This is a genomic window from Variovorax gracilis, assembly GCF_030317115.1.
Lineage (GTDB): Bacteria > Pseudomonadota > Gammaproteobacteria > Burkholderiales > Burkholderiaceae_C > Variovorax > Variovorax gracilis.
Genome location: NZ_JASZYF010000007.1, coordinates 58,087 through 80,536, shown reverse-complemented (window position 1 = coordinate 80,536; position 22,450 = coordinate 58,087). Strand labels below are relative to the sequence as shown.

The 22,450-nt window shown below is 65.8% G+C and carries 22 protein-coding genes and 1 tRNA gene; 13 read left to right on the top strand and 10 right to left on the bottom strand.

Annotation, left to right across the window (positions count from 1 at the left end; all coding sequences use genetic code 11):
* Window positions 1-2 precede the first annotated feature (2 nt).
* Together QTH97_RS15700 and radC are read right to left on the bottom strand one after the other, a co-directional pair.
* Complete coding sequence (locus tag QTH97_RS15700; RefSeq protein ID WP_286569203.1) at window positions 3-659, bottom strand: Smr/MutS family protein; 657 nt, start codon at window positions 657-659, stop codon at window positions 3-5.
* Window positions 660-706: 47 nt separating this feature from the next.
* Complete coding sequence (radC, locus tag QTH97_RS15695) at window positions 707-1,384, bottom strand: RadC family protein (protein WP_286569202.1); 678 nt, start codon at window positions 1,382-1,384, stop codon at window positions 707-709.
* A 65-nt stretch (window positions 1,385-1,449) separates the two neighbouring features.
* Between radC and QTH97_RS15690 the strand changes: the two genes are divergently transcribed.
* From QTH97_RS15690 to QTH97_RS15680, 3 genes are read left to right on the top strand one after another with little or no spacing between them, the layout of a single operon-like run.
* Window positions 1,450-1,908 (top strand): FKBP-type peptidyl-prolyl cis-trans isomerase, encoded by a 459-nt coding sequence (locus tag QTH97_RS15690; protein WP_444813441.1) that lies wholly within the window; start codon window positions 1,450-1,452, stop codon window positions 1,906-1,908.
* Window positions 1,905-2,870, top strand: coding sequence for a 4-hydroxy-3-methylbut-2-enyl diphosphate reductase (gene ispH, locus QTH97_RS15685; RefSeq protein WP_286569200.1), 966 nt, complete (start codon window positions 1,905-1,907; stop codon window positions 2,868-2,870). Before QTH97_RS15690 ends, ispH begins: the two co-directional genes overlap by 4 nt.
* The gene (locus QTH97_RS15680) at window positions 2,867-3,829 is read left to right on the top strand and encodes a threonine/serine dehydratase (RefSeq protein WP_444813440.1); all 963 of its coding nucleotides are present in this window, start codon (window positions 2,867-2,869) and stop codon (window positions 3,827-3,829) included. Before ispH ends, QTH97_RS15680 begins: the two co-directional genes overlap by 4 nt.
* 19 nt (window positions 3,830-3,848) lie before the next feature.
* On the opposite strand, the gene QTH97_RS15675 is transcribed toward QTH97_RS15680, so the two are convergent.
* Window positions 3,849-4,250 (bottom strand): VOC family protein, encoded by a 402-nt coding sequence (locus QTH97_RS15675; RefSeq protein WP_286569199.1) that lies wholly within the window; start codon window positions 4,248-4,250, stop codon window positions 3,849-3,851.
* Between the two features lie 62 nt (window positions 4,251-4,312).
* On the opposite strand from QTH97_RS15675, the gene serS reads away from it, so the two are divergent.
* The 3 genes from serS to shkS all read left to right on the top strand — a co-directional run bounded on the left by serS (window position 4,313) and on the right by shkS (window position 7,594).
* Window positions 4,313-5,644: a serine--tRNA ligase gene (gene serS, locus QTH97_RS15670; protein WP_286569197.1), complete on the top strand. Its 1,332-nt coding sequence runs from the start codon at window positions 4,313-4,315 to the stop codon at window positions 5,642-5,644.
* Window positions 5,645-5,690: 46 nt separating this feature from the next.
* Window positions 5,691-5,780: transfer RNA gene (locus QTH97_RS15665), tRNA-Ser, on the top strand.
* Window positions 5,781-6,157: 377 nt separating this feature from the next.
* Window positions 6,158-7,594 carry a surface-behavior sensor histidine kinase ShkS gene (gene shkS, locus QTH97_RS15660; protein ID WP_286569195.1) on the top strand — a complete coding sequence of 479 codons (1,437 nt, stop codon included), beginning with the start codon at window positions 6,158-6,160 and terminating at the stop codon, window positions 7,592-7,594.
* 98 nt (window positions 7,595-7,692) lie between these two features.
* Here shkS and QTH97_RS15655 read toward each other — a convergent pair whose 3' ends face one another.
* The 7 genes from QTH97_RS15655 to QTH97_RS15625 form a co-directional block, all read right to left on the bottom strand.
* The gene (locus QTH97_RS15655) at window positions 7,693-8,289 is read right to left on the bottom strand and encodes a LuxR C-terminal-related transcriptional regulator (protein WP_286569194.1); all 597 of its coding nucleotides are present in this window, start codon (window positions 8,287-8,289) and stop codon (window positions 7,693-7,695) included.
* Between the two features lie 52 nt (window positions 8,290-8,341).
* The gene (locus tag QTH97_RS15650; RefSeq protein ID WP_286569193.1) at window positions 8,342-9,676 is read right to left on the bottom strand and encodes a tryptophan--tRNA ligase; all 1,335 of its coding nucleotides are present in this window, start codon (window positions 9,674-9,676) and stop codon (window positions 8,342-8,344) included.
* A 10-nt stretch (window positions 9,677-9,686) separates the two neighbouring features.
* On the bottom strand, window positions 9,687-10,358 hold the full coding sequence (locus tag QTH97_RS15645) for a site-2 protease family protein (protein WP_286569192.1): 672 nt from the start codon (window positions 10,356-10,358) through the stop codon (window positions 9,687-9,689).
* 40 nt (window positions 10,359-10,398) lie between these two features.
* Window positions 10,399-11,034 carry an L-threonylcarbamoyladenylate synthase gene (locus QTH97_RS15640; protein ID WP_286569190.1) on the bottom strand — a complete coding sequence of 212 codons (636 nt, stop codon included), beginning with the start codon at window positions 11,032-11,034 and terminating at the stop codon, window positions 10,399-10,401.
* Window positions 11,035-11,071: 37 nt separating this feature from the next.
* The gene (locus tag QTH97_RS15635; RefSeq protein WP_286569470.1) at window positions 11,072-12,004 is read right to left on the bottom strand and encodes a DMT family transporter; all 933 of its coding nucleotides are present in this window, start codon (window positions 12,002-12,004) and stop codon (window positions 11,072-11,074) included.
* A gap of 5 nt (window positions 12,005-12,009) precedes the next feature.
* A complete protein-coding gene (locus tag QTH97_RS15630) occupies window positions 12,010-12,864 on the bottom strand; it encodes a 3',5'-nucleoside bisphosphate phosphatase (RefSeq protein WP_286569188.1) in 855 nt (284 codons plus the stop codon).
* Window positions 12,865-12,978: 114 nt separating this feature from the next.
* Complete coding sequence (locus QTH97_RS15625; protein WP_286569187.1) at window positions 12,979-13,998, bottom strand: transporter; 1,020 nt, start codon at window positions 13,996-13,998, stop codon at window positions 12,979-12,981.
* 154 nt (window positions 13,999-14,152) lie between these two features.
* On the opposite strand from QTH97_RS15625, the gene ppk2 reads away from it, so the two are divergent.
* From ppk2 to urtD, 7 genes are all read left to right on the top strand, one after another.
* Complete coding sequence (gene ppk2, locus QTH97_RS15620) at window positions 14,153-15,070, top strand: polyphosphate kinase 2 (protein ID WP_286569185.1); 918 nt, start codon at window positions 14,153-14,155, stop codon at window positions 15,068-15,070.
* Window positions 15,071-15,159: 89 nt separating this feature from the next.
* Complete coding sequence (locus tag QTH97_RS15615; RefSeq protein WP_286569184.1) at window positions 15,160-16,203, top strand: extracellular catalytic domain type 1 short-chain-length polyhydroxyalkanoate depolymerase; 1,044 nt, start codon at window positions 15,160-15,162, stop codon at window positions 16,201-16,203.
* Between the two features lie 24 nt (window positions 16,204-16,227).
* Window positions 16,228-17,076: a lipase family protein gene (locus QTH97_RS15610; protein WP_286569183.1), complete on the top strand. Its 849-nt coding sequence runs from the start codon at window positions 16,228-16,230 to the stop codon at window positions 17,074-17,076.
* A 317-nt stretch (window positions 17,077-17,393) separates the two neighbouring features.
* On the top strand, window positions 17,394-18,662 hold the full coding sequence (gene urtA, locus QTH97_RS15605) for an urea ABC transporter substrate-binding protein (protein WP_286569182.1): 1,269 nt from the start codon (window positions 17,394-17,396) through the stop codon (window positions 18,660-18,662).
* A 118-nt stretch (window positions 18,663-18,780) separates the two neighbouring features.
* Window positions 18,781-20,361: an urea ABC transporter permease subunit UrtB gene (gene urtB, locus QTH97_RS15600; RefSeq protein WP_286569181.1), complete on the top strand. Its 1,581-nt coding sequence runs from the start codon at window positions 18,781-18,783 to the stop codon at window positions 20,359-20,361.
* Entirely contained in the window at window positions 20,358-21,575 is a 1,218-nt protein-coding gene (gene urtC / locus QTH97_RS15595; protein WP_286569179.1) for an urea ABC transporter permease subunit UrtC, read from the top strand. Before urtB ends, urtC begins: the two co-directional genes overlap by 4 nt.
* The gene (gene urtD / locus QTH97_RS15590) at window positions 21,572-22,447 is read left to right on the top strand and encodes an urea ABC transporter ATP-binding protein UrtD (protein WP_286569178.1); all 876 of its coding nucleotides are present in this window, start codon (window positions 21,572-21,574) and stop codon (window positions 22,445-22,447) included. The genes urtC and urtD overlap by 4 nt, the downstream gene beginning before the upstream one ends.
* Window positions 22,448-22,450 lie beyond the last annotated feature (3 nt).

The window sequence follows — 22,450 nt, the reverse complement described above, 5'->3', positions numbered from 1 at the left end:
GATCAGCGCCGCGACGGCGCCAACAGCACCACCAGCGCCCCCGCACCGCCTTCGGCCGGCTTGGCCTGAACGAAGGCCAGCGTCTCGTTCTTCTGGATCAGCCAGCGCTGCACCTTCGCCTTGAGCACCGGCTGCTTGCCGGGCGAGCCCAGCCCCTTGCCATGCACCACCCGCACGCAGCGCAAGCCCTGCTTGTAGGCGTCGCGGATGAAGGCGCCAAGCGCGTCGCGCGCTTCGTCGCTGCGCATGCCATGCAGGTCGATCTCGCGCTGGATCGACCACTCGCCCGCGCGCAGCTTGCGCGTCACATCGGTGTTGATGCCGGGGCGGCGGAAGCTCATCGCATCGTCGGTGTCGAGCAGCGTGCTCACGTCGAACTCGTCGGACAGCGACTCGCGCATGACGCGCTGCTCGTCGAGTTGCTGCTGAACCGGGATCGGCGCCGGCGGCTCGGGGGCCAGCGGCACCGCGGCCTTTTGCCGCAAGGGCTTCGTGGCGCCGATCGCGCGGGAGAACAGGTCCTGGTCAGCCAGGCGCATCTTCTGCGCCGCCGCTTGCGCCACGGCTTCGGCTGCTTCGCGCTGGCGCTGTTCGGCGAGGGAGCGTTGCACCTGCTTCAGGTCGGCAAGGCTCTTGAGACTATTGGATTTGGCAGGCATGAAAGTGGCGATCGTAGATCCAGGCGTCGGTGTGCATTGTCGACGGCTCAGACGAGGCCGCGTTCGGCCATCGAAAGGGCGCTGCCCCTGGCCACGATCACATGGTCCAGCACCCGGATGTCGATGAGCGCCAGGGCGGACTTGAGCGCCTGGGTGAGCGCTTCGTCCGCCCGCGAAGGCTCCACGCAGCCGCTCGGATGGTTGTGCGCCAGCACGACAGCCGCCGCTTGGTGGTGCAAGGCCCGGCTCACGACTTCGCGCGGATAGACGCTGGTTTGCGTAAGCGTGCCGCGAAACAACTCCTCCATCGCGACCAGGCGATGCCGGGCGTCCAGGAAGAGGGCGGCGAATACCTCGTAGGGCCGCGCCGCCAAGTGGAGTTGCAGGTACTGCTTGACCGCCTCCGGCGAATCGAAGGCCGCACGTTCCTTCAGGCGTTCGGCCAGCACGCGCCGCGCAAGTTCGAGAACTGCCGCCAACTCGGCGCGTTTGGCGGTGCCGCCCAGCCCCTTGACGCGCTTGAGATCGTCGAGGCCCGCATGGAGCAGGCCGGTGAGACCGCCGAAGCTGTCAAGCAGTTCCTGGGAGAGCTGCAGCACGTTCTTGCCCCGAATGCCGGTTCGTAGCAAAAGCGCCACCAGCTCGGCGTCGGCCAGCGCGCCGGCGCCGAGCCCGATGAGCTTCTCGCGCGGCCGAGCTTCTTCGATCAAATCCTTGAAAGACATGGCGCATTCGGGGTTCAAGCCCCACTCCCTAAAATATGGGCTCCAGTCTATCGGGACTCTCCATCTTGTCTTCGACCTCCACCGCCCCCGTCGTCACGGCCGGGTCCTTCCTCACCCTGCACTACCGGCTGGCCGGACCCGCGGGCGACATCATCAATACCTTCCAGGACAAGCCCGCCACGCTGTCCCTGGGCACGGGCGAGCTCTCGCCCGCGGTCGAGCAGCGGCTGATCGGCATGGAAGAGGGCACGCACGCCACTTTCGAACTGCCTGCCGGGGATGCGTTCGGCGAGCGCAACCCCGAGATGCAGCAATGGGTGGCGCGCAAGCTGCTCGCGCAGATGGGCGACCCGGACGAGCAATACGCCGTCGGCGATGTCGTGCAGTTCCCCACGCCCGACGGCACCGGCAGCTACGCGGGCGCCGTCATCGAGTCGAACGAGACCGCGGTGCGTTTCGACTTCAACCATCCGCTCGCAGGTCAGCCCGTGACCTTCGAGGTCAAGCTGATCGGGGTCTTGTGAAAACGATCGAGGAAGTTATCCTGGCCGAGCCGCGCGGTTTCTGCGCGGGCGTCGACCGCGCCATCGAGATCGTCGAGCGCGCTCTCGCCAAGTTCGGCGCGCCGATCTACGTGCGTCACGAGATCGTGCACAACACCTACGTGGTCAACGAGCTCAAGGCCAAGGGCGCGATCTTCATCGAGGAGCTGGCCGACGTGCCCCCGGGCGCCACGCTGGTGTTCAGCGCGCACGGCGTCAGCAAGGCCGTACAGGCCGAGGCGCGCGAACGCGGCTTCGAGATCTTCGATGCGACCTGCCCGCTCGTCACGAAGGTGCATGTGGAAGTCGCCAAGCTTGCCAAGGAAGGCTTCGAATTCATCATGATCGGCCACAAGGGGCATCCTGAGGTCGAAGGCACGATGGGGCAGCTGTCGAGTGGCATCCATCTGGTGGAAGACGTGGAGGACGTCGCGCACGTCTCGCCTGCGCAGACCCTGAAGCTCGCGGTGGTCACGCAGACCACGCTGTCGGTCGACGACGCGGCAGAGATTTCGGCCGCAGTGCGCGCACGTTTTCCCAACGTGCGCGAGCCGAAGCAGCAGGACATCTGCTACGCAACCCAGAATCGCCAGGACGCCGTGAAGATCCTGAGCCCGCAGGTCGATCTCGTGATCGTGGTCGGCAGCCCGACCAGTTCCAACAGCAATCGCCTGCGCGAGCTCGCGCAGCGCCTGGGCACCGAAAGCTACATGGTTGACTCGGCTGCGGAGCTGAGGCCCGAATGGTTCGAGGGCAAGACCCGCGTCGGCCTCACGGCGGGAGCCTCCGCGCCCGAGGTGCTGGTGCACGAGGTGATCGATCGCGTCAAGGCGCTGGGTGCCGTTTCGGTACGCAAGATGAACGGCATCGAGGAAACGCTCAAGTTCCCGCTGCCCAAGGGCCTCAAGCTGGACGACCGGTCTGCGCCGGGCCATATCTCGTGAACGGCGTGGCGCGCGGCTGGCGCGGCGACATCGAGGCCGCATCGCGGCGGATCCATGAGCACGCCCCGCACTTCCTGCGCGAGACGCCGCTCTGGAAGCTGTCCGCGGAGGAGCTGGGCCTCCAGGTGCGTGGCGTCGAAGTCTGGATCAAGCTCGAGCACCTCCAAGTCAGCGGCAGTTTCAAGGCACGCGGCATGATGAACCGGCTGCTCGCCAACGACATTCCTGCTGCCGGGGCGATCGTCGCCTCGGGCGGCAACGCCGGCATCGCGACTGCCGCTGCTGCGCGCGCGATCGGGGCGCGCTGCGCGGTGTTCCTGCCCGAGGTCTCCACCGAGGCCAAGCGCGCCCGCCTGCGCGCGCTCGGTGCGGAGGTGGTGGTGGGCGGCGAGGCCTACGCCGACGCGCTGGCCGCCTGCCTCGAGCGCCAGCGCGAAACCGGCGCGCTGCTGACCCATGCCTACGACCAGCCCGAGGTCGTCGCCGGCGCAGGCACGCTCGGCCGCGAGATCGAGCAGCAGGGCGGCCTGCCGGACTCGGTGCTCGTGAGCGTGGGCGGAGGCGGACTGATCGGAGGTCTTGCGGCCTGGTTCGAGCAGCGCAGCCGTGTGGTCGCGCTCGAGCCGGAGCGGGCGCCCACGCTGTTCCGTGCGCGCGAGGCCGGCGAGCCGGTCGATGTGGACGTCGGCGGCATCGCGGCCGATTCGCTGGGCGCGCGGCGAATCGGCACCATCGCCTGGGACCTCACGCAGCGCCACGTGCGCGATGCGTTGCTGCTGCCCGACGAGGCGATCCGCGCCGCACAGCTCTGGCTCTGGAAGGAACTGAAGCTGGCCGTCGAGCCGGCCGCGGCCCTGCCGCTGGCCGCGCTGCAAAGCGGGGCCTACATGCCGCGCGAGGCCGAGAAGGTCTGCCTCATCGTCTGCGGTGCCAACGTCGATCCGGCGTCGTTGAACTGAGCCTTACGGTGCGGCGGGCCTAGTGCTCGCAGTTCACCATCCACGGCACGCCGAACTTGTCTTCGAGCATGCCGAAGCCTGCGGCCCAGAATGTCGCCGCGTAGGGCACCGTCACCTTGCCACCCTCGGCCAGTGCGTTGAAGAGCTTCTCGCCTTCCTTGACGTCATTGCCCTGAACCGAAAGCGAAAAGCCCTTGTGGCCTTCGAAGGGGTAGCCTGGCGGCAGGTCGGACGCCATGAGCTGGTGCCCTCGGGCCTCGAGCGTGGCGTGCATGATCTTCTGCTTGTGCGAGTCGGGTGTTTCCTTGCCCATGGGGCTTTCGCCGAAGGTCATGCTGAAGGCGATCTTGCCGTCCAGGCACTTGGCGTAGAACGCGAGCGCCTCGGCCGCGTTTCCGTTGAAGGTCAGATAGGCTTGCATTGCATCTCCGTGAGGTGGGCTGGGAGGGGAGAACGATCCTACGCGCACCTAAAATCACGCAAATGCTCGATATCACTCTGTTACGCAAGGACCTCGCGTCTGTCGTTTCCCGTCTTGAAACGCGCAAGAAGGACCAGCCCTACCTGGATGTGGTGCGGTTCAGTTCGCTCGAGGCCGAACGCAAGACCCTGCAGACCCGCACCGAGGAAATCCAGGCGCGCCGCAATGCTCTCAACAAGCAGATCGGGCCCCTGAAGGCCAAGGGCGAGTCGGTCGACGCGCTGATGGCCGAAGTCAACGCGCTCAAGGCGGAGCAGGAATCGTCGGCCACCCGACTCGACGCGATCCAGCCCGAACTCCAGGCGCTCCTGCTGGCCGTGCCGAACCTCCCGCACGCGAGCGTGCCCGTCGGCGAAGACGAGCACGCCAACGTCGAGGTGCGGCGCTGGAGCCCCCAGGGCGGTGCCGGCGCGTCGGCCCCATCGCTCGGCTTCACGCCCAAGGACCATGTGGACCTCGGCCTGCCGCTGGGCCTGGACTTCGAAATGGGCGCCAAGCTCTCGGGCTCGCGATTCAGCGTGATGAAGGGTCCGATCGCGCGCCTGCATCGCGCGCTCGCGCAGTTCATGCTCGACATCCAGACGCAGCAGCACGGCTACACCGAGTGCTACGTGCCATACATCGTCAACGCCGATACGCTGCGCGGCACCGGCCAGTTGCCCAAGTTCGAAGGCGACCTGTTCGCCGCGAAGAAGGGCGGACAGGACGGCGAGCCGGCGCCCGATCATTCGGCGCTCTATCTCATCCCGACCAGCGAAGTGCCGCTGACGAACTTCGTGCGCGACGAGGTGGTGGCCGAAGCGCAACTGCCCATCAGGCTCACCGCGCACACACCGTGCTTCCGCTCGGAAGCGGGCAGCGCCGGGCGCGACACGCGCGGCATGATCCGCCAGCATCAGTTCGACAAGGTCGAGATGGTGCAGATCACCCACCCTGACAAGAGCTACGAGGCGCTCGAAGCCATGACGGGCCACGCAGAGGCCGTGTTGCAGGCGCTCGAACTGCCTTACCGCGTCGTGTTGCTGAGCACGGGCGACATGGGCTTCGGCTCCACCAAGACCTATGACCTGGAGGTCTGGCTGCCGGCGCAGGACACCTATCGCGAGATCAGCTCGGTGTCGAACTGCGAGGCCTTTCAGGCACGGCGGCTGCAGGCTCGCTTCAAGAATGCGCAGGGCAAGAACGAACTCGTCCACACTCTGAACGGATCGGGGCTGGCGGTCGGCCGCACGCTGGTGGCTGTGCTGGAGAACCACCAGAACGAAGACGGCTCGATCAACGTGCCGACCGCGTTGCGGCCCTACCTGGGCGGCACCGAAGTGTTGCGTCGCTGAAAAGTGCGCCGCGAGGTCTGCTAGAATCGCAGGCTCGACAGACACCGGAGAGGTGGCAGAGTGGTCGAATGTACCTGACTCGAAATCAGGCGTACGTGCGAACGTACCGAGGGTTCGAATCCCTCCCTCTCCTCCAGTACACGATTTCAGGGCTATCCCGGATGGTCACGAAATCGGCTCAAAAGCCCCGCATGCCGGGGCTTTTTTGTGCGTGATCAGTGCCTTGCCCGCATGGGCGGCGCGGGCACCATGACGCCTGGTGACTTCTTCCGCAGATCGGCTGAATGCATTCTGCTTTCGTTGTGCGCGCGCGACGGATCGCGCAACGATTGGAACGGGCGCCCCGGTGCTGGCAATTAAGATCATGCGGATGTGCAGCCACCCAAGGTGGCGGTCCGCAGCGGTTCTCAATACCGTCTAGCGTTTCATTTTTTGCGAGCCATTGCGCCGCACATGCAGGGCCCCTCGCGAGGGGCCTTTTTTTGTGGCCGGGCTGACAGGGGGCGGTAAGCCATGATTGGAAATTCGTCGTTCGCGGGACTGGGCAACTCGTCCTTCGCCAGCCTCACACCGGCGCCGGCCTCGGCCGACGAGGCCGAACCGTGGGTGCGCGGCGAACTGATCCGCAGCCTCATGCGCGCGTCCCGCGGCTCCTACCTGCTGGCAGCAGCGCTGATGCCGGCCATGGTGGGCCTCAGTTGGGGGCACGTGCCGCCATGGCAGCTGATCGTGTGGTTCTGCATCGGCATCGCCGCCACCGGCTGCCGGATTTGGGGCGAGCAGCTCTACGCCCGGCACTACGCCGACCGGGACTCGGCCGCGCAGCAGTACTTCGTCGAGCGCTATCGCTGGCTCTGGAGCACGAGCGCGTTTGCATGGGGCCTGTCGATCCTGATCTTCTTCGAGCGCACGCCGCTGGTGAACCAGTTCATGAGCTGGCTGATCGTGGCCGGTGTGGCGACCTTTCCGCTCAACGGGCTCGCCTTGCATCCGCCGCTGCTGAAGCGCTACGTCAACACGCTGTTTTTCACGATGCTGGCGGCCATCATCCTGCGGATGATCGAGCTCAACTTCGAGCGCCCGCATTTCCACTACGGTTTCCTGATGCTGCCGGGGCTGCACTGGTGGCTGCTGTTGCGCGCAGGCCGACGCATCCACGAGACGGCCCGAAACAGCTTCGAGCTGCTCTTCCACAACCACATCCTGATCAACTCGCTCACGCAGCAGCGCCAGGCGGCGGTGTCGGCGGTGGCGATGAAAAACCGCTTCCTTGCGAGCGCCGCGCACGACATGCGCCAGCCGGTGCTGGCGCTCTCGCTCTATGCCGACTGGCTGCGCAACGAGCCCGAACTGGTGGCGGAGATCGCGCCGAAGATCGTGCGGGCCACGCACGCGGTCAATGCGCTCTTCGACTCGCTTTTCGATCTTGCACGGATCGATTCAGGACAGGTGAGGTTGCACATCGAGCGCGTCGACGTCGCCCAACTGCTGCACGATCTCGAGCTGCAGTACCGCCCCGTGGCCGAAGCCAAGGGCCTGGCCTTCCGCATGCACGTGACGCCCGGCACCGTACTGACCGATCCGATCCGCGTGCGCCGCATGATCGGCAACCTGCTCGCCAACGCCATCAAGTACACGGCCGAAGGCGGCATCCTGCTGGCATCAAGGCAGACCCGCGACGGCCTGCGTGTGGAGGTGTGGGACACGGGCATCGGCATTGCGCGCGAGCACCTGCGCGACGTGTTCCTGGAGTTCTACAAGGTGGCCGACCATGCCGGTACGTCGGACGGCTTCGGCCTGGGTTTGGCGATCGTGGCGCGCCTGTCGCACGCGCTGGGGCACCCGGTCAGTGTCCGATCGCGCCTCGGCCGCGGCAGCGTCTTCCGCGTCGCATTGCATGACGCCGACGAGTCGCAAGCCCAAACCCGCATCTCAGGCGCAGTAGGCTAGGCGAACGGGCCGCCCGCAGCGCGCGCCCAACGCAAGCCGCCGCGGAACCGGCTTCGCCGGTCCGCAGGGCAGCGCCCCCCTGAAAGGGGTTGGCTGAGTCAGCCCGACAACAATCCGTTGGTTCGGGCGTGGTGGAGCGCTTGGGTCCGGCTCTTCACCCCGAGCCGGCGGAACAGCCGCCACAGGTGCACTTTCACCGTGTGCTCGCTGATGTCGAGCTCGGTCGCGATATCGCGGTTGCTCATGCCCTGGTCCAGCATCGCGATGAGCTGGGTCTGGCGCTTCGATAGCTTGCTGTTGGCGGCTGCGACCGGCTCTTCGGCCTCGGTATCGGCCATCAGCAGCCCACGCAGTGCAGCGGTGAGTTCCGCCGAACTGGCCGACTTCTCGATATAGGTATCGGCACCCGCTTCGATGCAGGCTTCTTCCATGTCGGCCGACGGCGATGCGGAGTAGACCGCGATCGGTACGTCCGGATAGGCGCGCTTCACTTCGACCACGCCGGAAACGCCCGTCGTATCAGGCAGTTTCAGGTCCAGGCAGAAAAGGCCCGGCGCGCCGTGCTGCTTGACCGCTGCGCCCAGCTTGTCGAGGCGCTCGAGCTCGACGATGTTCTCGGCAGGTCGGAGGCGCCGCAACACCATCACGATGGCGTCGCGCATCAGGGGGTGGTCGTCGATGACATAGATACTCATGGTTTTCTCACTGTGTCCGCGGGTCGGGCGTGCCCATCGCCGCGCGTTGCTGTCACTTCACTTCGCTCTTCTCGCCAGCTGCGTCGGCAGCCAGCGCCTCCAGTGCGGCCGTTGCCGCACGCGTTCCCTCGTTGTCCATGGGCTCGAGCTGCGCGGCGAGGTCGGCCAGTGCGGCGCCACCCTGCTGTCGCAGCGTGCCGATCGCACGACCCGCTTCCTGCGGCGACGCGAACCCCCGGCTTTGTACCAGCTGTATGCCGCTCGCGTCGAGCAGCTTGAAATAGAAGAGGCCGTCGCTTTCCCGGTATTGCTTGAAGCTCGGGCGTACGACCTTGGCGGCCTTTTGCCTTGCAGCCTTGTCCTGGGTCGCCAGGTTTCGAAGGCCGACGGCGTGGCGCAAGTCGGCCATGAACGGGCGCGAGATCTCACGCGCCTTGTCGGCGCCTGCGCGCAGGACCTTTTCGATCTGCGCCGGATCATTCAGCAGGTCTTCGTAGTGCTTGCGCATCGGCGCGACCTCGCGGTCGATGCGCTCGAACAGGATCTGCTTGGCGTCGCCCCAGCCGATGCCGTCGGCATAGGCCTTGCGCAAGGTCTCGGTTTCCTCGCTGTCCGCGAAGGCCTGGTAGATCTGGAACAGCGCCGAGCCGTCGGTGTCCTTGGGTTCGCCGGGTGCGCGCGAGTCGGTCACGATGCCGGCGATCAGCTTCTGCAGTTGGGCGCGCGGCGTGAAGAGCGGGATCGTGTTGTCGTAGCTCTTGCTCATCTTGCGGCCATCGAGGCCGGGCAGCGTGGCCACGGCGTCGTCGATCTCGGCCTCGGGCAGGGTGAAGTGCTCGCCGTACAGATGGTTGAAATGCTGCGCCATGTCACGCGCCATCTCGATGTGCTGGACCTGATCGCGGCCCACCGGCACCTTGTGTGCATTGAACATCAGGATGTCGGCACCCATCAGCACCGGATACATGAAGAGGCCGGCGGTGACGTCGGCGTCGGGGTCCTCGCCCTTGGCGACGTTTTTGTCGACCGATGCCTTGTAGGCATGGGCACGGTTCAGCAGCCCCTTGCCCGTGACGCAGGTGAGGAACCAGGTCAGCTCCGGGATCTCGGGGATGTCCGACTGCCGGTAGAAGGTGACGCGTTCGGGGTCCAGGCCACAGGCGAGCCAGGTCGCCGCGATTTCGAGCGTCGAGCGCTGGATACGGGCAGGCTCGTCGACCTTGATGAGCGCGTGGTAATCCGCCAGGAAATAGAAGCTCTGCACATCGGCGCGGCGGCTGAAGCGCACGGAATGCCGCACCGAGCCGACATAGTTGCCAAGGTGCGGCGTGCCGCTGGTCGTGATGCCGGTGAGGAAGCGAACGGGGTCGGTAGAAGACGAGGCCATGGGAGAAGACTCAGCGGATCAGGGCGGCAAGGGGCGAGAGCAGGAGGTCGACCGCCGCGTAGCCGAAGCTCATCAACGGCCGCAGCCAGTAGGTGCTGACAATGCCCGCGAGGACCAGGCCCATCACGATGAAGAAGCCGTAGGGTTCGATGCGCGCCAGAAAGTTCTGCGCGCCTCCGCGCGGCAGCAAGCCGGCCAGCACGCGCCCACCGTCGAGCGGAGGCAGGGGAAACAGGTTGAAGGCCCACATCACGAGGTTCACGAGCACGCCGCCCTGCGCCATCTTGATGAAAAAGGGTTCATTGATGCCTGCGCCGACCAGCCCGTAGAAGAACAGCGCCCAGATGATCGCCTGGATGAAGTTGGATGCGGGGCCCGCCAGCGCCACCCAGATCATGTCCCGCTTCGGGTTGCGCAGGTGGCCGAAATTGACCGGCACCGGCTTGGCATAGCCGAAGAGGAAGGCGCCCGAGGTCGCGAAATACAGCATCAAGGGCATCAGGATGGTGCCGATCGGGTCGATGTGCTTGACGGGATTGAGCGTCACCCGGCCGAGCATGTAGGCAGTGTTGTCCCCAAGGTAGCGGGCGACGTAGCCATGCGCGGCTTCATGCACCGTGATCGCGAAGATCACGGGCAGTGCGTAGATGAGGACGGTTTGGATGAGGTTTGAGAAATCCACCGCCGGATTGTCTCAGACGGTTGCCTGTCCCCTGCGGGACTCAGAGACCGAGCACCGCGAGCGGTCCGCGGCCTTGCCGCACCAGCACGGGATCGCCGCCCGTGCCCATCGGCGTCAGGTCCACCACGGTGGTCGGCTCCGAGGGGCAGGCGCCGGAGTCGATCACCGCGCCAATCTGCTTTTCGAAACGTTCGCGGATCTCGGCGGCGTCATTCAGGGCCTCGGTTTCCCCGGGAGGGATCAGCGTAGTTGCCAGTAGCGGCTCGCCGTGCAGCATGAGGAGTTCGCCGAGCACCCTGTGGTCCGGCACGCGCAGGCCGATGGTCTTCCGCTGGGGATGGCTCACGCGGCGCGGCACTTCCTTGGTGGCTTCGAGCAGGAAGGTGTAGGGGCCGGGCGTGGCAGCCTTCAGGAGCCGGTATTGCTTGTTGTCGACCCGCGCGTAGTTGGAAAGCTCGCTCAGGTCGCGGCACAGCAGGGTCAGGTGGTGCTTCTCGTCGACCTGGCGGATGCGCCGCAGCTGGTCGACCGCGTCCTTGTCGTCCAGATGGCAGGCCAGTGCGTAGCTCGAATCGGTCGGCACGGCGACGATCTCCCCGCGCGCGAGCAGGGCGGCGGCTTGCTTCAGCAGACGCTGCTGCGGGTTGTCGGGATGGACTTCGAAGAACTGGGCCATGGCGTCACCGGGTCTGGGGAATGCAAAGTATCGGGCTTCAGGACTCCGCCGGCTCGATCGGCACGCGCCGCTCTCGCACCGTGAGCCACGCACCGGCCGCGCCGCAGATGGCGATCAGCGCCATGCCGGTCAGTGAGATCTTGTCCGGCATCTGGGAGAACATGAGCCAGCCGCCCAGCATCGCGAAGGCGATCTGCGCGTACAGATAGGGCGTGAGCGTCGATGCCGGCGCACGCTGGTAGGCGAGGATCAGGATGAAGTGGCCCACCGTCCCCATGAACCCCATGAGGCACAGCAGCGCCCACCAGTGCCACGACGGCAGGGCCGTCCAGACGAAGGGCAGGGCGACCGAGGCGAGCAGCGCCCCTACCCAGCCGGTATAGAAGTGCATCGTGAGCGGGTTTTCGGTGCGTGCGAGCTTGCTGGTCAGCACCTGGAACCACGCATTGGTCAGCACCAGCCCGATCGGCAACAGCATTGCCCAACTGAACGCCTCGCCGCCCGGCCGCAGGATCACGAGCGTGCCGGCGAACCCGCCAGCCACCAGGGCCCAGCGCAGCGGCGACACCTGCTCCTTGAGGGTGGTGGCGGCCAGCAGCGTGATGACCAGCGGTGCGATCAGCACGATCGAGGTGAATTCCGCCAGGGGCATGTAGCGCAGGCTCAGGAAGGCCAGCGTGCTCGACGCGAGCAGCAAGGCGCCGCGCAGCAACTGGTATTTCGGGTGTTCCGTTCGCAGCAGTCGCGGGCCGTGCTTCGGCAGCAGCACGAGCGTCGTCGCGACCGCCTGGAAGGCATAGCGCACCCACACGCCCATCAGGATCGGCACGGCGGCAGTCGAGAGCTTCGTCGCGGTGTCCAGCGTGGCAAAGCAGGCGACGGCGAGCAGCACCAGGCCGATGCCGGCGAGGATGCGTTCCGATTCGAGGTCGCGTGTGCCCTTGTTGGCGACGGTGCCGCCGCCTCCCAACGCGCTCACTGGATGCGGTGCTCCAGCAACTCCCACACCGGCGTGAGCTTGCCCGGGAGCCAAGGCAGCTTGCCCAGGTCGCAGTGGCTTTCGTCAGGGCTGTGGAAATCGCTGCCACGCGAGGCGGCAAAGCCGAACTCCAGCGCCTTGTCGGCGTATTCGACGTACTCGGCGGGCGTGTGGCTGCCGGTCACGACCTCGATCGCCTTGCCGCCGTGCGCCTTGAATTCGACGAAAAGCGCGTACTCCTCATTGGCGGTGAATTTGTAGCGACCGGGATGGGCGATCACGGCCAGCCCGCCGGCGGCGGTGATCCACTGCACCGCGTCCTTCAGTGCGGCCCAGCGGTGCGGCACGTAGCCGGGCTTGCCCTCGGTGAGGAACTTGCGGAACACCTCGGAGGTGTCCCTGCAATGGCCGGCTTCCACCAGAAAACGAGCGAAATGGGTGCGCGAGATGAGTTCAGGGTTGCCGACGAACTTGAGCGCGCCCTCGTAGGCACCCTGGATGCCGACCTTGGCCAACCCCTCGGACATCTCCTGCGCCCGCTTGCCGCGGCCGCCTCGCGTGTCGTAGAGGCCTTCACTCATGGCCGCGTCGTCGGGGTCGAATCCCAGACCCACGATGTGCACGGTTTCACCAGCGAAAGTGACCGAGATCTCGGTGCCGGTGAGGTACTTCATGCCCTGTTCGCGGGCGGCCGCCGCGGCGCGGTGCTGACCGCCGATTTCGTCGTGATCGGTCAAGGCCCAGAGCTCGACGCCGTTGGCTGCGGCGCGGGCCGCCAGCGCTTCGGGCGTCAGCGTGCCGTCCGATACCACGGAGTGGCAATGCAGGTCGGCGTTGAGGATGGAAGACACACCACGATCTTATTCTTTCTCCAAAATGCTTGCAGAGCGCATGGCGTCTACGGGGGCTGCTACCAAATGGATAGCGCTGGTACGGCTCCGGCCTTGCGATGCCGCAGTTGCGCTTCAGCGCTTCTTGCGGAACGCCACCCATGCCGCGACGGCCGTGAAGCTCAGTACGATGGCCACGACGATCCAGAACCCGTGCTTGTGCTCGGCCAGCGGAATCCCGCCCACGTTCATGCCGAACAGCCCGGCGAGGATGTTGATGGGCAGCGCCAGCACCGTCACCACGGTCAGCACGAACAGGCTGCGGTTGTTGTCCTCGTTCACGTTGTCGGCGATTTCTTCCTGCAAGAGCTTGATGCGTTCCTGCAGCGCGCCCATGTCGCGCAGCACCACCGAGAACTCCTCGGTCGAGCCGCGCAGTTCCTGCGCATCGGGCTCGGCCATCCAGGCAGGCGGGTCCTGCAGCAGGCGGAAGAGGGCGGCGGGCTCAGGCGCCAGCAGGCGCTGCAGACGTACGAGCACCCGGCGCAACACGCCCAGCCGGGCCCGCTTGTGGTCGAGTCGGCCGGCCAGCAGCTCATCCTCGATCCGGTCGATGCGCGTCGTCACGCCGCGCACGATGTTCACGAGCACGTCCGCCTGCACCCGCAGCAGATGCTCGAGCAGTTCGGTGCTGGAGCGCGGCGCGTCTCCGGCCTTCACGGCCGTGCGCAGGGCGTCGACCGAGCGCAGCGGTTGCGTGCGCGCCGTCACCACCAGACGCGGGCCGACGCTGATCCACAAGGTCGAGATGTCCGAGGGCTCGAAGCTGAATTCGAAGTGCACGTCGTTGATGACGGCGATCAGCGAGTCGTCGGCGCGCTCGATGCGGGTCGAGTGCAGCCCGTCCCTGAGCGTCTCGAAGAACAGGTCGGAAAGACCGGCATGCCGCTGCAGCCAGCGCTCGGCCTGTGCGTGGCTCAAATTGAAGTGGAGCCACATGTAAGCGCCGCCCGATCCCGGGCCCGCATCGCCTTGCCGGGCGAGCCATTCGGCGGCCTGCGACGAATCGACGGAGCGCGCCGGCTCCGGCGAATCCGCATCGAACAAATAGCCGCAGATCAGTCCGGCTTCGTCGCTTCCATACGCGCCGGCCATTGAAGCTCAGGGGGTCCTTGTCATGAACGCGCCATCGTGGTCGCCGCGTGTGTCAGCCGTGTGACGACGCCGTGTGAGCACACTTTCTGTCACATGACAGTCATGCCGCGGGGTGAGCATGCGGTTTTCCCTTGCCTTCATCCAGAGAACGACCATGACGTTGCCCAGCACCCTCGGAGACCAGGACGAACTGATCGGACGCATCGCGCGCGACCTGATCGACAGCTATGACGAGGAGATCGAACTCGAGCTCGAGGACCGAAGTCTCGATGAACTCGAATCCGGCAGGATCACCGACAAGGCCGGCCGGCAGGCCTATTTCAAGGAGCTGTTTCGCCTGCAGGGCGAACTCGTCAAGCTGCAGGACTGGGTGCAGCACAGCAGGCAGAAGGTCGTGATCCTGTTCGAGGGGCGTGATGCTGCGGGCAAGGGAGGCGTGATCAAGCGCATCACGCAGCGACTCAATCCCCGCGTGGTCCGCGTGGCGGCCCTGCCGGCGCCCAACGACCGCGAGCGCACCCAGTGGTACTTCCAGCGCTACGTGGCCCACCTTCCGGCCGCGGGCGAAATGGTGCTGTTCGATCGCAGCTGGTACAACCGGGCGGGCGTGGAGCGGGTCATGGGCTTTTGCACCGACGACGAGTACGAGGAGTTCTTCCGCACCGTGCCCGACTTCGAGCGGATGCTCGTGCGCTCGGGCATCAAGCTCATCAAATACTGGTTCTCCATCACCGACGAAGAGCAGCACATGCGCTTTCTGGGCCGCATCCACGACCCGCTCAAGCAGTGGAAGCTGAGCCCGATGGACCTGGAATCCCGCCGCCGGTGGGAGGAATACACCAAGGCCAAGGAAACGATGCTGGACCGGACCCACATCCCCGAGGCACCGTGGTGGGTCGTGCAGGCGGTCGACAAGAAGAAGGCGCGGCTGAACTGCATCACCCACCTGCTGGGCCAATTGCCCTACCAGGAGGTCGAACACGCGCCGATCACCTTGCCCGCCCGCGTGCGCAACGAGGACTACCTGCGCCACCCCGTGCCGGCCAACATGTACGTTCCCGAGGTGTATTGATCCGACCGCGCGGCCGGCTCGGCCGTTCGTTTGGGTAGAAAGCGGCGGTCGAAGCTGCTACCGTGCGTCGATCGACCCACGCGCACCCGATGTCCCGCCGCCTCCTTTCCCCGCTCACGCGTGCCTATCAGCGCAACCTCAAGGCGCTCACGAAAGCCACGTTGAGCAGCAGCAAGCGCATAGCCAACCAGGTGCAGCGCGCGGCAACGAGGCAGCTCAAGCCGCCGCCCGGCAGCGGTGACTGGCTCCCCGGCGTGGCGCTGGGCCCGGCGGGTGCGCGGCGCTATCACGTCTATCGTCCGCCTGATCTTGACCTGACACTCGGCGAGAAGCTGCCCCTGTTGGTCATGCTGCACGGCTGCGGCCAGACCGGGCGCGATTTTGCCGTCAGCACCCGCATGAATCGCCTTGCTGCGCGCGAACGCTTCCTGGTGCTGTATCCCGAGCAGGACCGCCTTGCCAACGCGCAGGGCTGCTGGAACTGGTACGACCGACGCTCCGGCAAGGCCGACGCCGAAGCCGCGACGCTGATCGCGGCCATCGACCAGGTGCAGGCCCTCTATCCGATCGACCGAGAGCGCGTGGCGATCGCCGGTCTCTCGGCCGGCGCCAGCATGGCGGCCCTCCTGGCGACGCGCTATCCGCAGCGCTTCAAGGCGCTGGCCATGCACTCGGGCGTGGCGCCCGGCGCCGCCAAGTCGCCTGCAACGGCACTCGGCGCCATGCGCGGACGGCACGTGCCGCCCATGCCGGCGACGGCGGTCGGCAAGGCCATGGGCGCCGCGGCGGCGTTCACGACATTGCCGCCGCTGCTGATCCTCCATGGCGATGCCGACGCCGTCGTGTCGGCCAGCAATGCCGGCAGCACCGCCGAGGTCTGGGCCGTGGCCACCGGCGCACAGCCCGGCACGACCCGGCTGCAGCAGCGCGGCAGGCGCCACCCCATGCGCATCACGGACTACACGCGCCGGGGCCGTACCGTGGTCACCCTCTGCGAGATCGCCGGGCTTGGGCATGCCTGGAGCGGTGGCTTGGCCAGCATGCTCTTCACCGACGCATCGGGTCCGGACGCGACCAAGCTCGTGTGGGCGTTCGCATCGCGGCAGTTCCGGTTGGCCGGGCAACCGCAGTAGAGTGGATGGACGAGGCGCCAGCCCATGCCCACCATCTCCTACGACGCAAGCCGAACGGCGCTCTATTCTCCCGAGCGGCATGAGGCGTTGTTCGAACGGGGACGCAACTACACGCCCACGCAATGGGCCATCGAGGCGTCCCGGCTTGCGTACTATCGCGCCGAGACTTCCGAGGCCGAGAAGGGGCGGCTGATAGAAGCGCTGGCCAACGCAGGCTTCGGCGCACCGACGCTTTTCGTGGATGGGGCAACCTTTGCGTTCGGCACCTTGCATGCGGGCGACCGGAGTGCGCTCATTGCCTTCCGCGGCACGCAGCCCGACGAAATTCGCCACCTCGCGACCAGTCTCCAGGCGCAGCAGTCGGCGTGGAGCGAAAGCGGCGGCCGCGTGCACGCCGGCTTCGCCAAGGCGGCACGTGCCGTCATTCCGCAATTGAGCGAATGGCTGGCGGGCGAGGGAAGTCGCCGCAGCCGCCTGATCTTCGCTGGCCACAGCCTGGGTGCAGCGCTCGCCACGTTGATCGCCACGTTGCTGCGGCCGGAACTGCTCGTCACGCTCGGGTCACCGCGTGTGGGCGACGCGAGTTTCGTTGCCGCCTTGGCGGAGACGAACATCGTGCGCCTCGTCGACGGCTGCGACGTGGTGACGCAGTTGCCGCCGGCCCTGTCGTTCTATGCGCACGCCGGCGCGGTGACCTACATCTCCTGCCTGGATGGCCGCTGCATCGACGATCCTGCACCGCCCATGATCGAGGCCGACCGCATCGAAGGCCGAGCCCGCTATGCGACGGAGCATGCGTGGAAGCCCGGTGCAGTGCTGCTGCGCGAGTTGGCGGACCATGCGCCCATCAACTACGCGCGAGGGTTCTTCTAGCTCGCCCCCAGCCTCGCCCACTGCGTGTGGCTCGGGCACCCCCTGCCGGGCGCGGCTGCCGCCGGACATCTGAACCGCGCATCTCTGTCATCGCTGCGTGCACGCCCTTCCGGAGGCAGCCGAGGAACCGGCTTCGCCGGGCCTCCGGCTGCGCCCCCGGCAGGGGGTGGGAGGGCTACACGCAGTGAGTCCGACCTGGGGGCGAGCGACATGCTGGCGGCGAGCAACATGTACGCCACCGGGCGTATTCACGCCTCGTGACCGATTCCGCAGACTCCTCTCCATCGTTCACACCACTCCAGGAGAAGGAAGTCACCATGCAACGTCGTTTCACCCTCAAGGCGCTTACCGCCGCTGTCGCCCTGGCGAGCCTGTCTGCCGCGCCTGCGTTCGCACAGGACACCATCAAGGTGGGCGTGCTGCACTCGCTTTCCGGCACGATGGCTATTTCGGAGACGGTGTTGAAGGACACGGTGCTCATGGCCATCGACGACATCAACGCCAAGGGCGGCGTGCTCGGCAAGAAGCTTGAGCCCGTGGTGGTCGATCCGGCCTCCAACTGGCCGCTCTTCGCTGAAAAGACCAAGCAGTTGCTCGGTCAGGACAAGGTTTCCGTGATCTTCGGCTGCTGGACCTCGGTGTCGCGCAAGTCGGTGCTTCCGGTCGTCGAGGAAATGAACGGCCTGCTGTTCTACCCCGTGCAGTACGAAGGCGAAGAACTCAGCAAGAACGTGTTCTACACCGGCGCAGCGCCGAACCAGCAGGCCATTCCGGCCGTCGATTACCTAATGAGCAAGGAAGGCGGCGGCGCCAAGCGCTGGGTGCTGCTGGGCACCGACTACGTCTACCCGCGCACCACCAACAAGATCCTGCGCGCCTACCTGAAGAGCAAGGGCGTGGCTGACAAGGACATCGACGAGAAGTACACCCCCTTCGGCCACAGCGACTACCAGACCATCGTCGCCGACATCAAGAAGTTCTCGGCCGGCGGCAAGACGGCGGTGGTCTCGACCATCAACGGCGACTCCAACGTGCCCTTCTACAAGGAACTCGGCAACGCCGGCCTGAAGGCCAAGGACGTGCCCGTGGTCGCCTTCTCGGTGGGCGAGGAAGAACTGCGCGGCGTGGACACCAAGCCGCTGGTCGGCCACCTCGCAGCGTGGAACTACTTCATGAGCATCAAGAACCCGACCAACACGGCGTTCATCAAACAATGGAGCGACTACGCCAAGGCCAAGAACATCGCCGGCCACAAGGACAAGCCGCTGACCAACGACCCGATGGAAGCGACATGGATCGGCATCCACATGTGGAAGCAGGCCGTCGAGAAGGCCAAGAGCACCGACACCGACAAGGTGATCGCGGCGATGGCCGGCCAGACCTTCACTGCGCCTTCGGGCATCGTCTCGAAGATGGACGAGAAGAATCACCACCTGCACAAGAGCGTGTTCATCGGCGAGATCAAGGCCGACGGCCAGTTCAATGTGGTGTGGAAGACGCCGGGCCCGGTCAAGGCCAAGCCATGGAGCCCGTTCATCGAGGGCAACGACAAGAAGCCTGACTACCCTGCCGGTAAATCGCTCTAACCCCCAGCCTCGCCCACTTCGTGTGGCTCGGACACCCCCTTTCAGGGGGGCAACACCAGCGGGCCGGCAGAGCCGGCCCGCGGTGTTTCTGGAAGCTGAGAACGACCGTCACACATCTATGCGTCTTATCTACTCCTGTGCTGCGGCATTCTTGCTGCTGGCGAATATCTCAGCCCATGCGCTGACGGCCGACGAGGCGAAGGCCATCGCTTCGGGCGAATCCGAAGCCCGCATCGCGGCGCTCAACAAGGCCGTTGCGACGGCTGACGAGAAGACCGCCGCCTTCATCAAGGCGATGTCGGACGATGCGGTCAAGTTCACTGAAGACAAAGTGTTCGTCATCAAGGACGACAAGGCCTACGACCCGGTCACCGGCGCGGTGCTGAAACTGCCCGACGATGCGGAGGACGTGGTCAACAACAACATGATGCGTGGCGCACTCGATGCCGCGCAGGCTGCGCTCAAGCTCACGAGCAAGGACGACGCAGTGCGCGCCGAAGCGGCGCAGGCGCTGTTCAAGGAACCCGACGAATCGCGGCTCCCGATGGTCGAGAAGGCGCTCGCCGCCGAGACCAACCCGAAGATCAAGGCGCAACTCGAACTGGTGCGGGCCGCCAGCATGCTCAGCAGTGCGGACAAGGGCAAGCGGCTCGTTGCGGCCAAGGAACTTGGCGAGAGCCGCAGTCCGGATACCAAGCTGCTGCTCAATCAGCGGCTTGCCGACGAGACCGAGGCGGACGTCAAGGCGGCCATCGTTGCGTCGATCAGCAGCATCGACGGCTCGCTCGTGTGGGGCGACCGCATCAACGCGATCTTCAGCGGCATCAGCCTCGGCTCGGTGCTGCTTCTGGCTGCACTCGGTCTGGCCATCACCTACGGGCTGATGGGCGTGATCAACATGGCGCACGGCGAGCTGATGATGATCGGGGCCTATGCGACCTATGTGATGCAGGGCATCTTCCAGCGCTACTTTCCGGAGTCGGCCTTCGGGTGGTACCTGGTCGCGGCGATTCCGGTTGCCTTCCTCGCTTCGGCCCTGGTTGGGGCCGTGCTCGAACGCGGCGTGATCCGCTTCCTCTACGGCCGGCCGCTCGAAACGCTGCTCGCAACCTGGGGCATCAGCCTGATGCTGCAGCAGCTGGTGCGGTCGCTCTTCGGTGCGCAGAACGTCGGCGTCGAGAACCCCGCCTGGATGAGCGGCGGCTTCACCATGCTGAGCAACGTGACGCTGCCCTGGAACCGCATCTGCATCATCATCTTCGCGGGCCTGGTGCTGCTCGCGATGGGGTGGCTGATCGGGCGCACGCGTCTCGGTCTCTTCGTTCGGGGCGTCACGCAGAACCGTCCGATCGCATCGTGCATGGGCGTCAACACCGCGCGCATCGACACCTACGCTTTCGCGCTGGGCTCCGGCATTGCGGGGCTCGCTGGTTGCGCGCTCTCGCAGATCGGCAATGTCGGGCCTGACCTGGGCCAGAGCTACATCGTCGATTCGTTCATGGTGGTCGTGATGGGCGGCGTCGGCCAGCTCGCGGGCACGGTGTATGCGGCGATGGGCCTCGGCATCCTGAACAAGTTCATCGAAGGCTGGGCCGGCGCGGTGCTCGCGAAGATCGCGGTGCTCGTCTTCATCATCATCTTTATCCAGAAGCGGCCACAGGGCATCTTCGCCGTCAAGGGCCGGAGCGCAGAAGCATGAGCAAGGTCGTACTTCCCACCAAGGGCCCGCTGCTCAGCGGCAAGGGCTGGACCACCTTCTTCGTCGTGCTGATCGTGTTGTGCGCGCTGGCGCCGGTGCTCAACATCGTGGTGCCCACCGGCAGCGCGCTGCACATGAGCGACTACGCCGTCGCGCTGGTCGGCAAGATCATGTGCTACGCCATCTGCGCGCTGGCCATGGACCTGATCTGGGGCTACACCGGCATCCTCTCGCTGGGCCACGGCCTCTTCTTCGCACTCGGCGGCTACATGATGGGCATGTACCTCATGCGCCAGATCGGCCGCGACGGCAACTACAAGAGCGACCTGCCGGACTTCATGGTGTTCCTCGACTGGAAGACGCTGCCCTGGCACTGGACCTTCAGCGACAGCTTCATCGCCACGCTGGTCCTGATCGTCGCCGTGCCGGGCCTGATCGCCTTCGTGTTCGGCTTCTTTGCCTTCCGCTCGCGCATCAAGGGGGTCTACTTCTCGATCATCACACAGGCCATGACCTTCGCGGCGATGCTGCTCTTCTTCCGCAACGAGACCGGCTTCGGTGGCAACAACGGCTTTACGGATTTCAAGCGCATCCTGGGCATTCCGCTGGCGACGCAGGAGATGCGCATGACGCTCTTCGTACTCACCGGCCTCACGCTTCTCGGCTTCTTTCTGTTCTCCAGGTGGCTGATAGGCAGCAAGTTCGGCCGCGTGCTGCAGGCGATTCGCGATGCCGAGTCGCGCGTGATGTTCTCGGGCTACAACCCGCTGGGCTACAAGCTCACCATCTGGGTCATCTCGGCCATCATGTGCGGCGTGGCCGGCGCGCTCTACGTGCCGCAGGTCGGCATCATCAACCCGGGCGAGATGAGCGCGGCCAACTCGATCGAGATCGCGATCTGGGCGGCGGTCGGCGGCCGCGCGACCCTGATCGGGCCGATCATCGGCGCCTTCATCGTCAACGGGGCCAAGAGCTGGCTCACCGTGGCCTATCCTGAGTACTGGCTGTACTTCCTCGGAGCACTGTTCATTGCCGTGACGCTGTTCCTGCCCAACGGCATCGTCGGCCTCGTCAAGAAATGGGCGACGAGGGAGAAGGCCGCGCCGAGCGAAGGCCGCCGCGAGGTGCAGCGCGCCATGGCGGCGGAGCAGGGCGTCGAGCCCGCTGCACTCACCCCACCCCTTGCCGTCGAACCGAAGGGAGCCCGCGCATGACCCCCGACCTGATGGACGCCGGCGCGGAACGCGTCGCCAGGCACATCGCCTTCGACCACGCGCTGCAGACCGAGTCGGGTGGCCGCTCGGCGGGCTACGGCCGGCACATGACGGCCGGCGAGGTCGACACGACGCACGGCCGCATCCTCTACCTCGAAGACGTGAGCGTGAGCTTCGACGGCTTCAAGGCGATCAACAAGCTCTCGCTCGACATCGCACCGGGCGAGTTGCGTTGCATCATCGGACCCAACGGCGCCGGCAAGACCACGATGATGGACATCATCACCGGCAAGACGCGGCCCGACGAAGGGACAGTCTTCTTCGGCAGCACCATCGACCTGCTGCGCCACAAGGAAGCCGAGATCGCGCAGCTCGGCATCGGACGCAAGTTCCAGAAGCCGACGGTGTTCGAGCATCTCACCGTGTTCGAGAACCTCGAACTGGCACTGAAGACGGACAAGGGCGTGAAAGCGTCGATGCTCTTCAAGCTGGATTCGGCGCAGTGCGACCGATTGGCGGAGGTGCTGCACACGATTCATCTGGAAGGCAGCGTGCTGCGCCTGGCGGGCAATCTGAGCCATGGGCAGAAGCAGTGGCTGGAAATCGGGATGCTGCTGATGCAGGACCCGAAGCTGCTGTTGCTCGACGAGCCGGTTGCGGGCATGACCGACGAGGAAACCGCGCGGACGGCCGAACTGTTTCTTTCGCTGAAGGGCAAGCACTCGCTGATGGTGGTGGAGCACGATATGAGCTTCATCCGGACCATCTCGGAGATCGTCACTGTGCTGTGTGACGGGGCTGTGCTGGCTCAGGGGACACTGGATGAGGTCCAGGCGGATGAGCGGGTCATCGAGGTTTATCTCGGACGTTGAGGA

Coding starts and splice junctions, on each gene's coding strand:
- QTH97_RS15675 (WP_286569199.1), bottom strand. CDS start 4,250: ATGCAAGCCTATCTGACCTTCAACGGAAACGCGGCCGAGGCGCTCGCG.
- QTH97_RS15625 (WP_286569187.1), bottom strand. CDS start 13,998: ATGGCCGGCGCGTATGGAAGCGACGAAGCCGGACTGATCTGCGGCTAT.
- QTH97_RS15640 (WP_286569190.1), bottom strand. CDS start 11,034: ATGGCCCAGTTCTTCGAAGTCCATCCCGACAACCCGCAGCAGCGTCTG.
- QTH97_RS15700 (WP_286569203.1), bottom strand. CDS start 659: ATGCCTGCCAAATCCAATAGTCTCAAGAGCCTTGCCGACCTGAAGCAG.
- QTH97_RS15655 (WP_286569194.1), bottom strand. CDS start 8,289: ATGAGTATCTATGTCATCGACGACCACCCCCTGATGCGCGACGCCATC.
- urtC (WP_286569179.1), top strand. CDS start 20,358: ATGAGCAAGGTCGTACTTCCCACCAAGGGCCCGCTGCTCAGCGGCAAG.
- urtB (WP_286569181.1), top strand. CDS start 18,781: ATGCGTCTTATCTACTCCTGTGCTGCGGCATTCTTGCTGCTGGCGAAT.
- ppk2 (WP_286569185.1), top strand. CDS start 14,153: ATGACGTTGCCCAGCACCCTCGGAGACCAGGACGAACTGATCGGACGC.
- QTH97_RS15650 (WP_286569193.1), bottom strand. CDS start 9,676: ATGGCCTCGTCTTCTACCGACCCCGTTCGCTTCCTCACCGGCATCACG.
- QTH97_RS15615 (WP_286569184.1), top strand. CDS start 15,160: ATGTCCCGCCGCCTCCTTTCCCCGCTCACGCGTGCCTATCAGCGCAAC.
- urtD (WP_286569178.1), top strand. CDS start 21,572: ATGACCCCCGACCTGATGGACGCCGGCGCGGAACGCGTCGCCAGGCAC.
- QTH97_RS15610 (WP_286569183.1), top strand. CDS start 16,228: ATGCCCACCATCTCCTACGACGCAAGCCGAACGGCGCTCTATTCTCCC.
- radC (WP_286569202.1), bottom strand. CDS start 1,384: ATGTCTTTCAAGGATTTGATCGAAGAAGCTCGGCCGCGCGAGAAGCTC.
- serS (WP_286569197.1), top strand. CDS start 4,313: ATGCTCGATATCACTCTGTTACGCAAGGACCTCGCGTCTGTCGTTTCC.
- urtA (WP_286569182.1), top strand. CDS start 17,394: ATGCAACGTCGTTTCACCCTCAAGGCGCTTACCGCCGCTGTCGCCCTG.
- shkS (WP_286569195.1), top strand. CDS start 6,158: ATGATTGGAAATTCGTCGTTCGCGGGACTGGGCAACTCGTCCTTCGCC.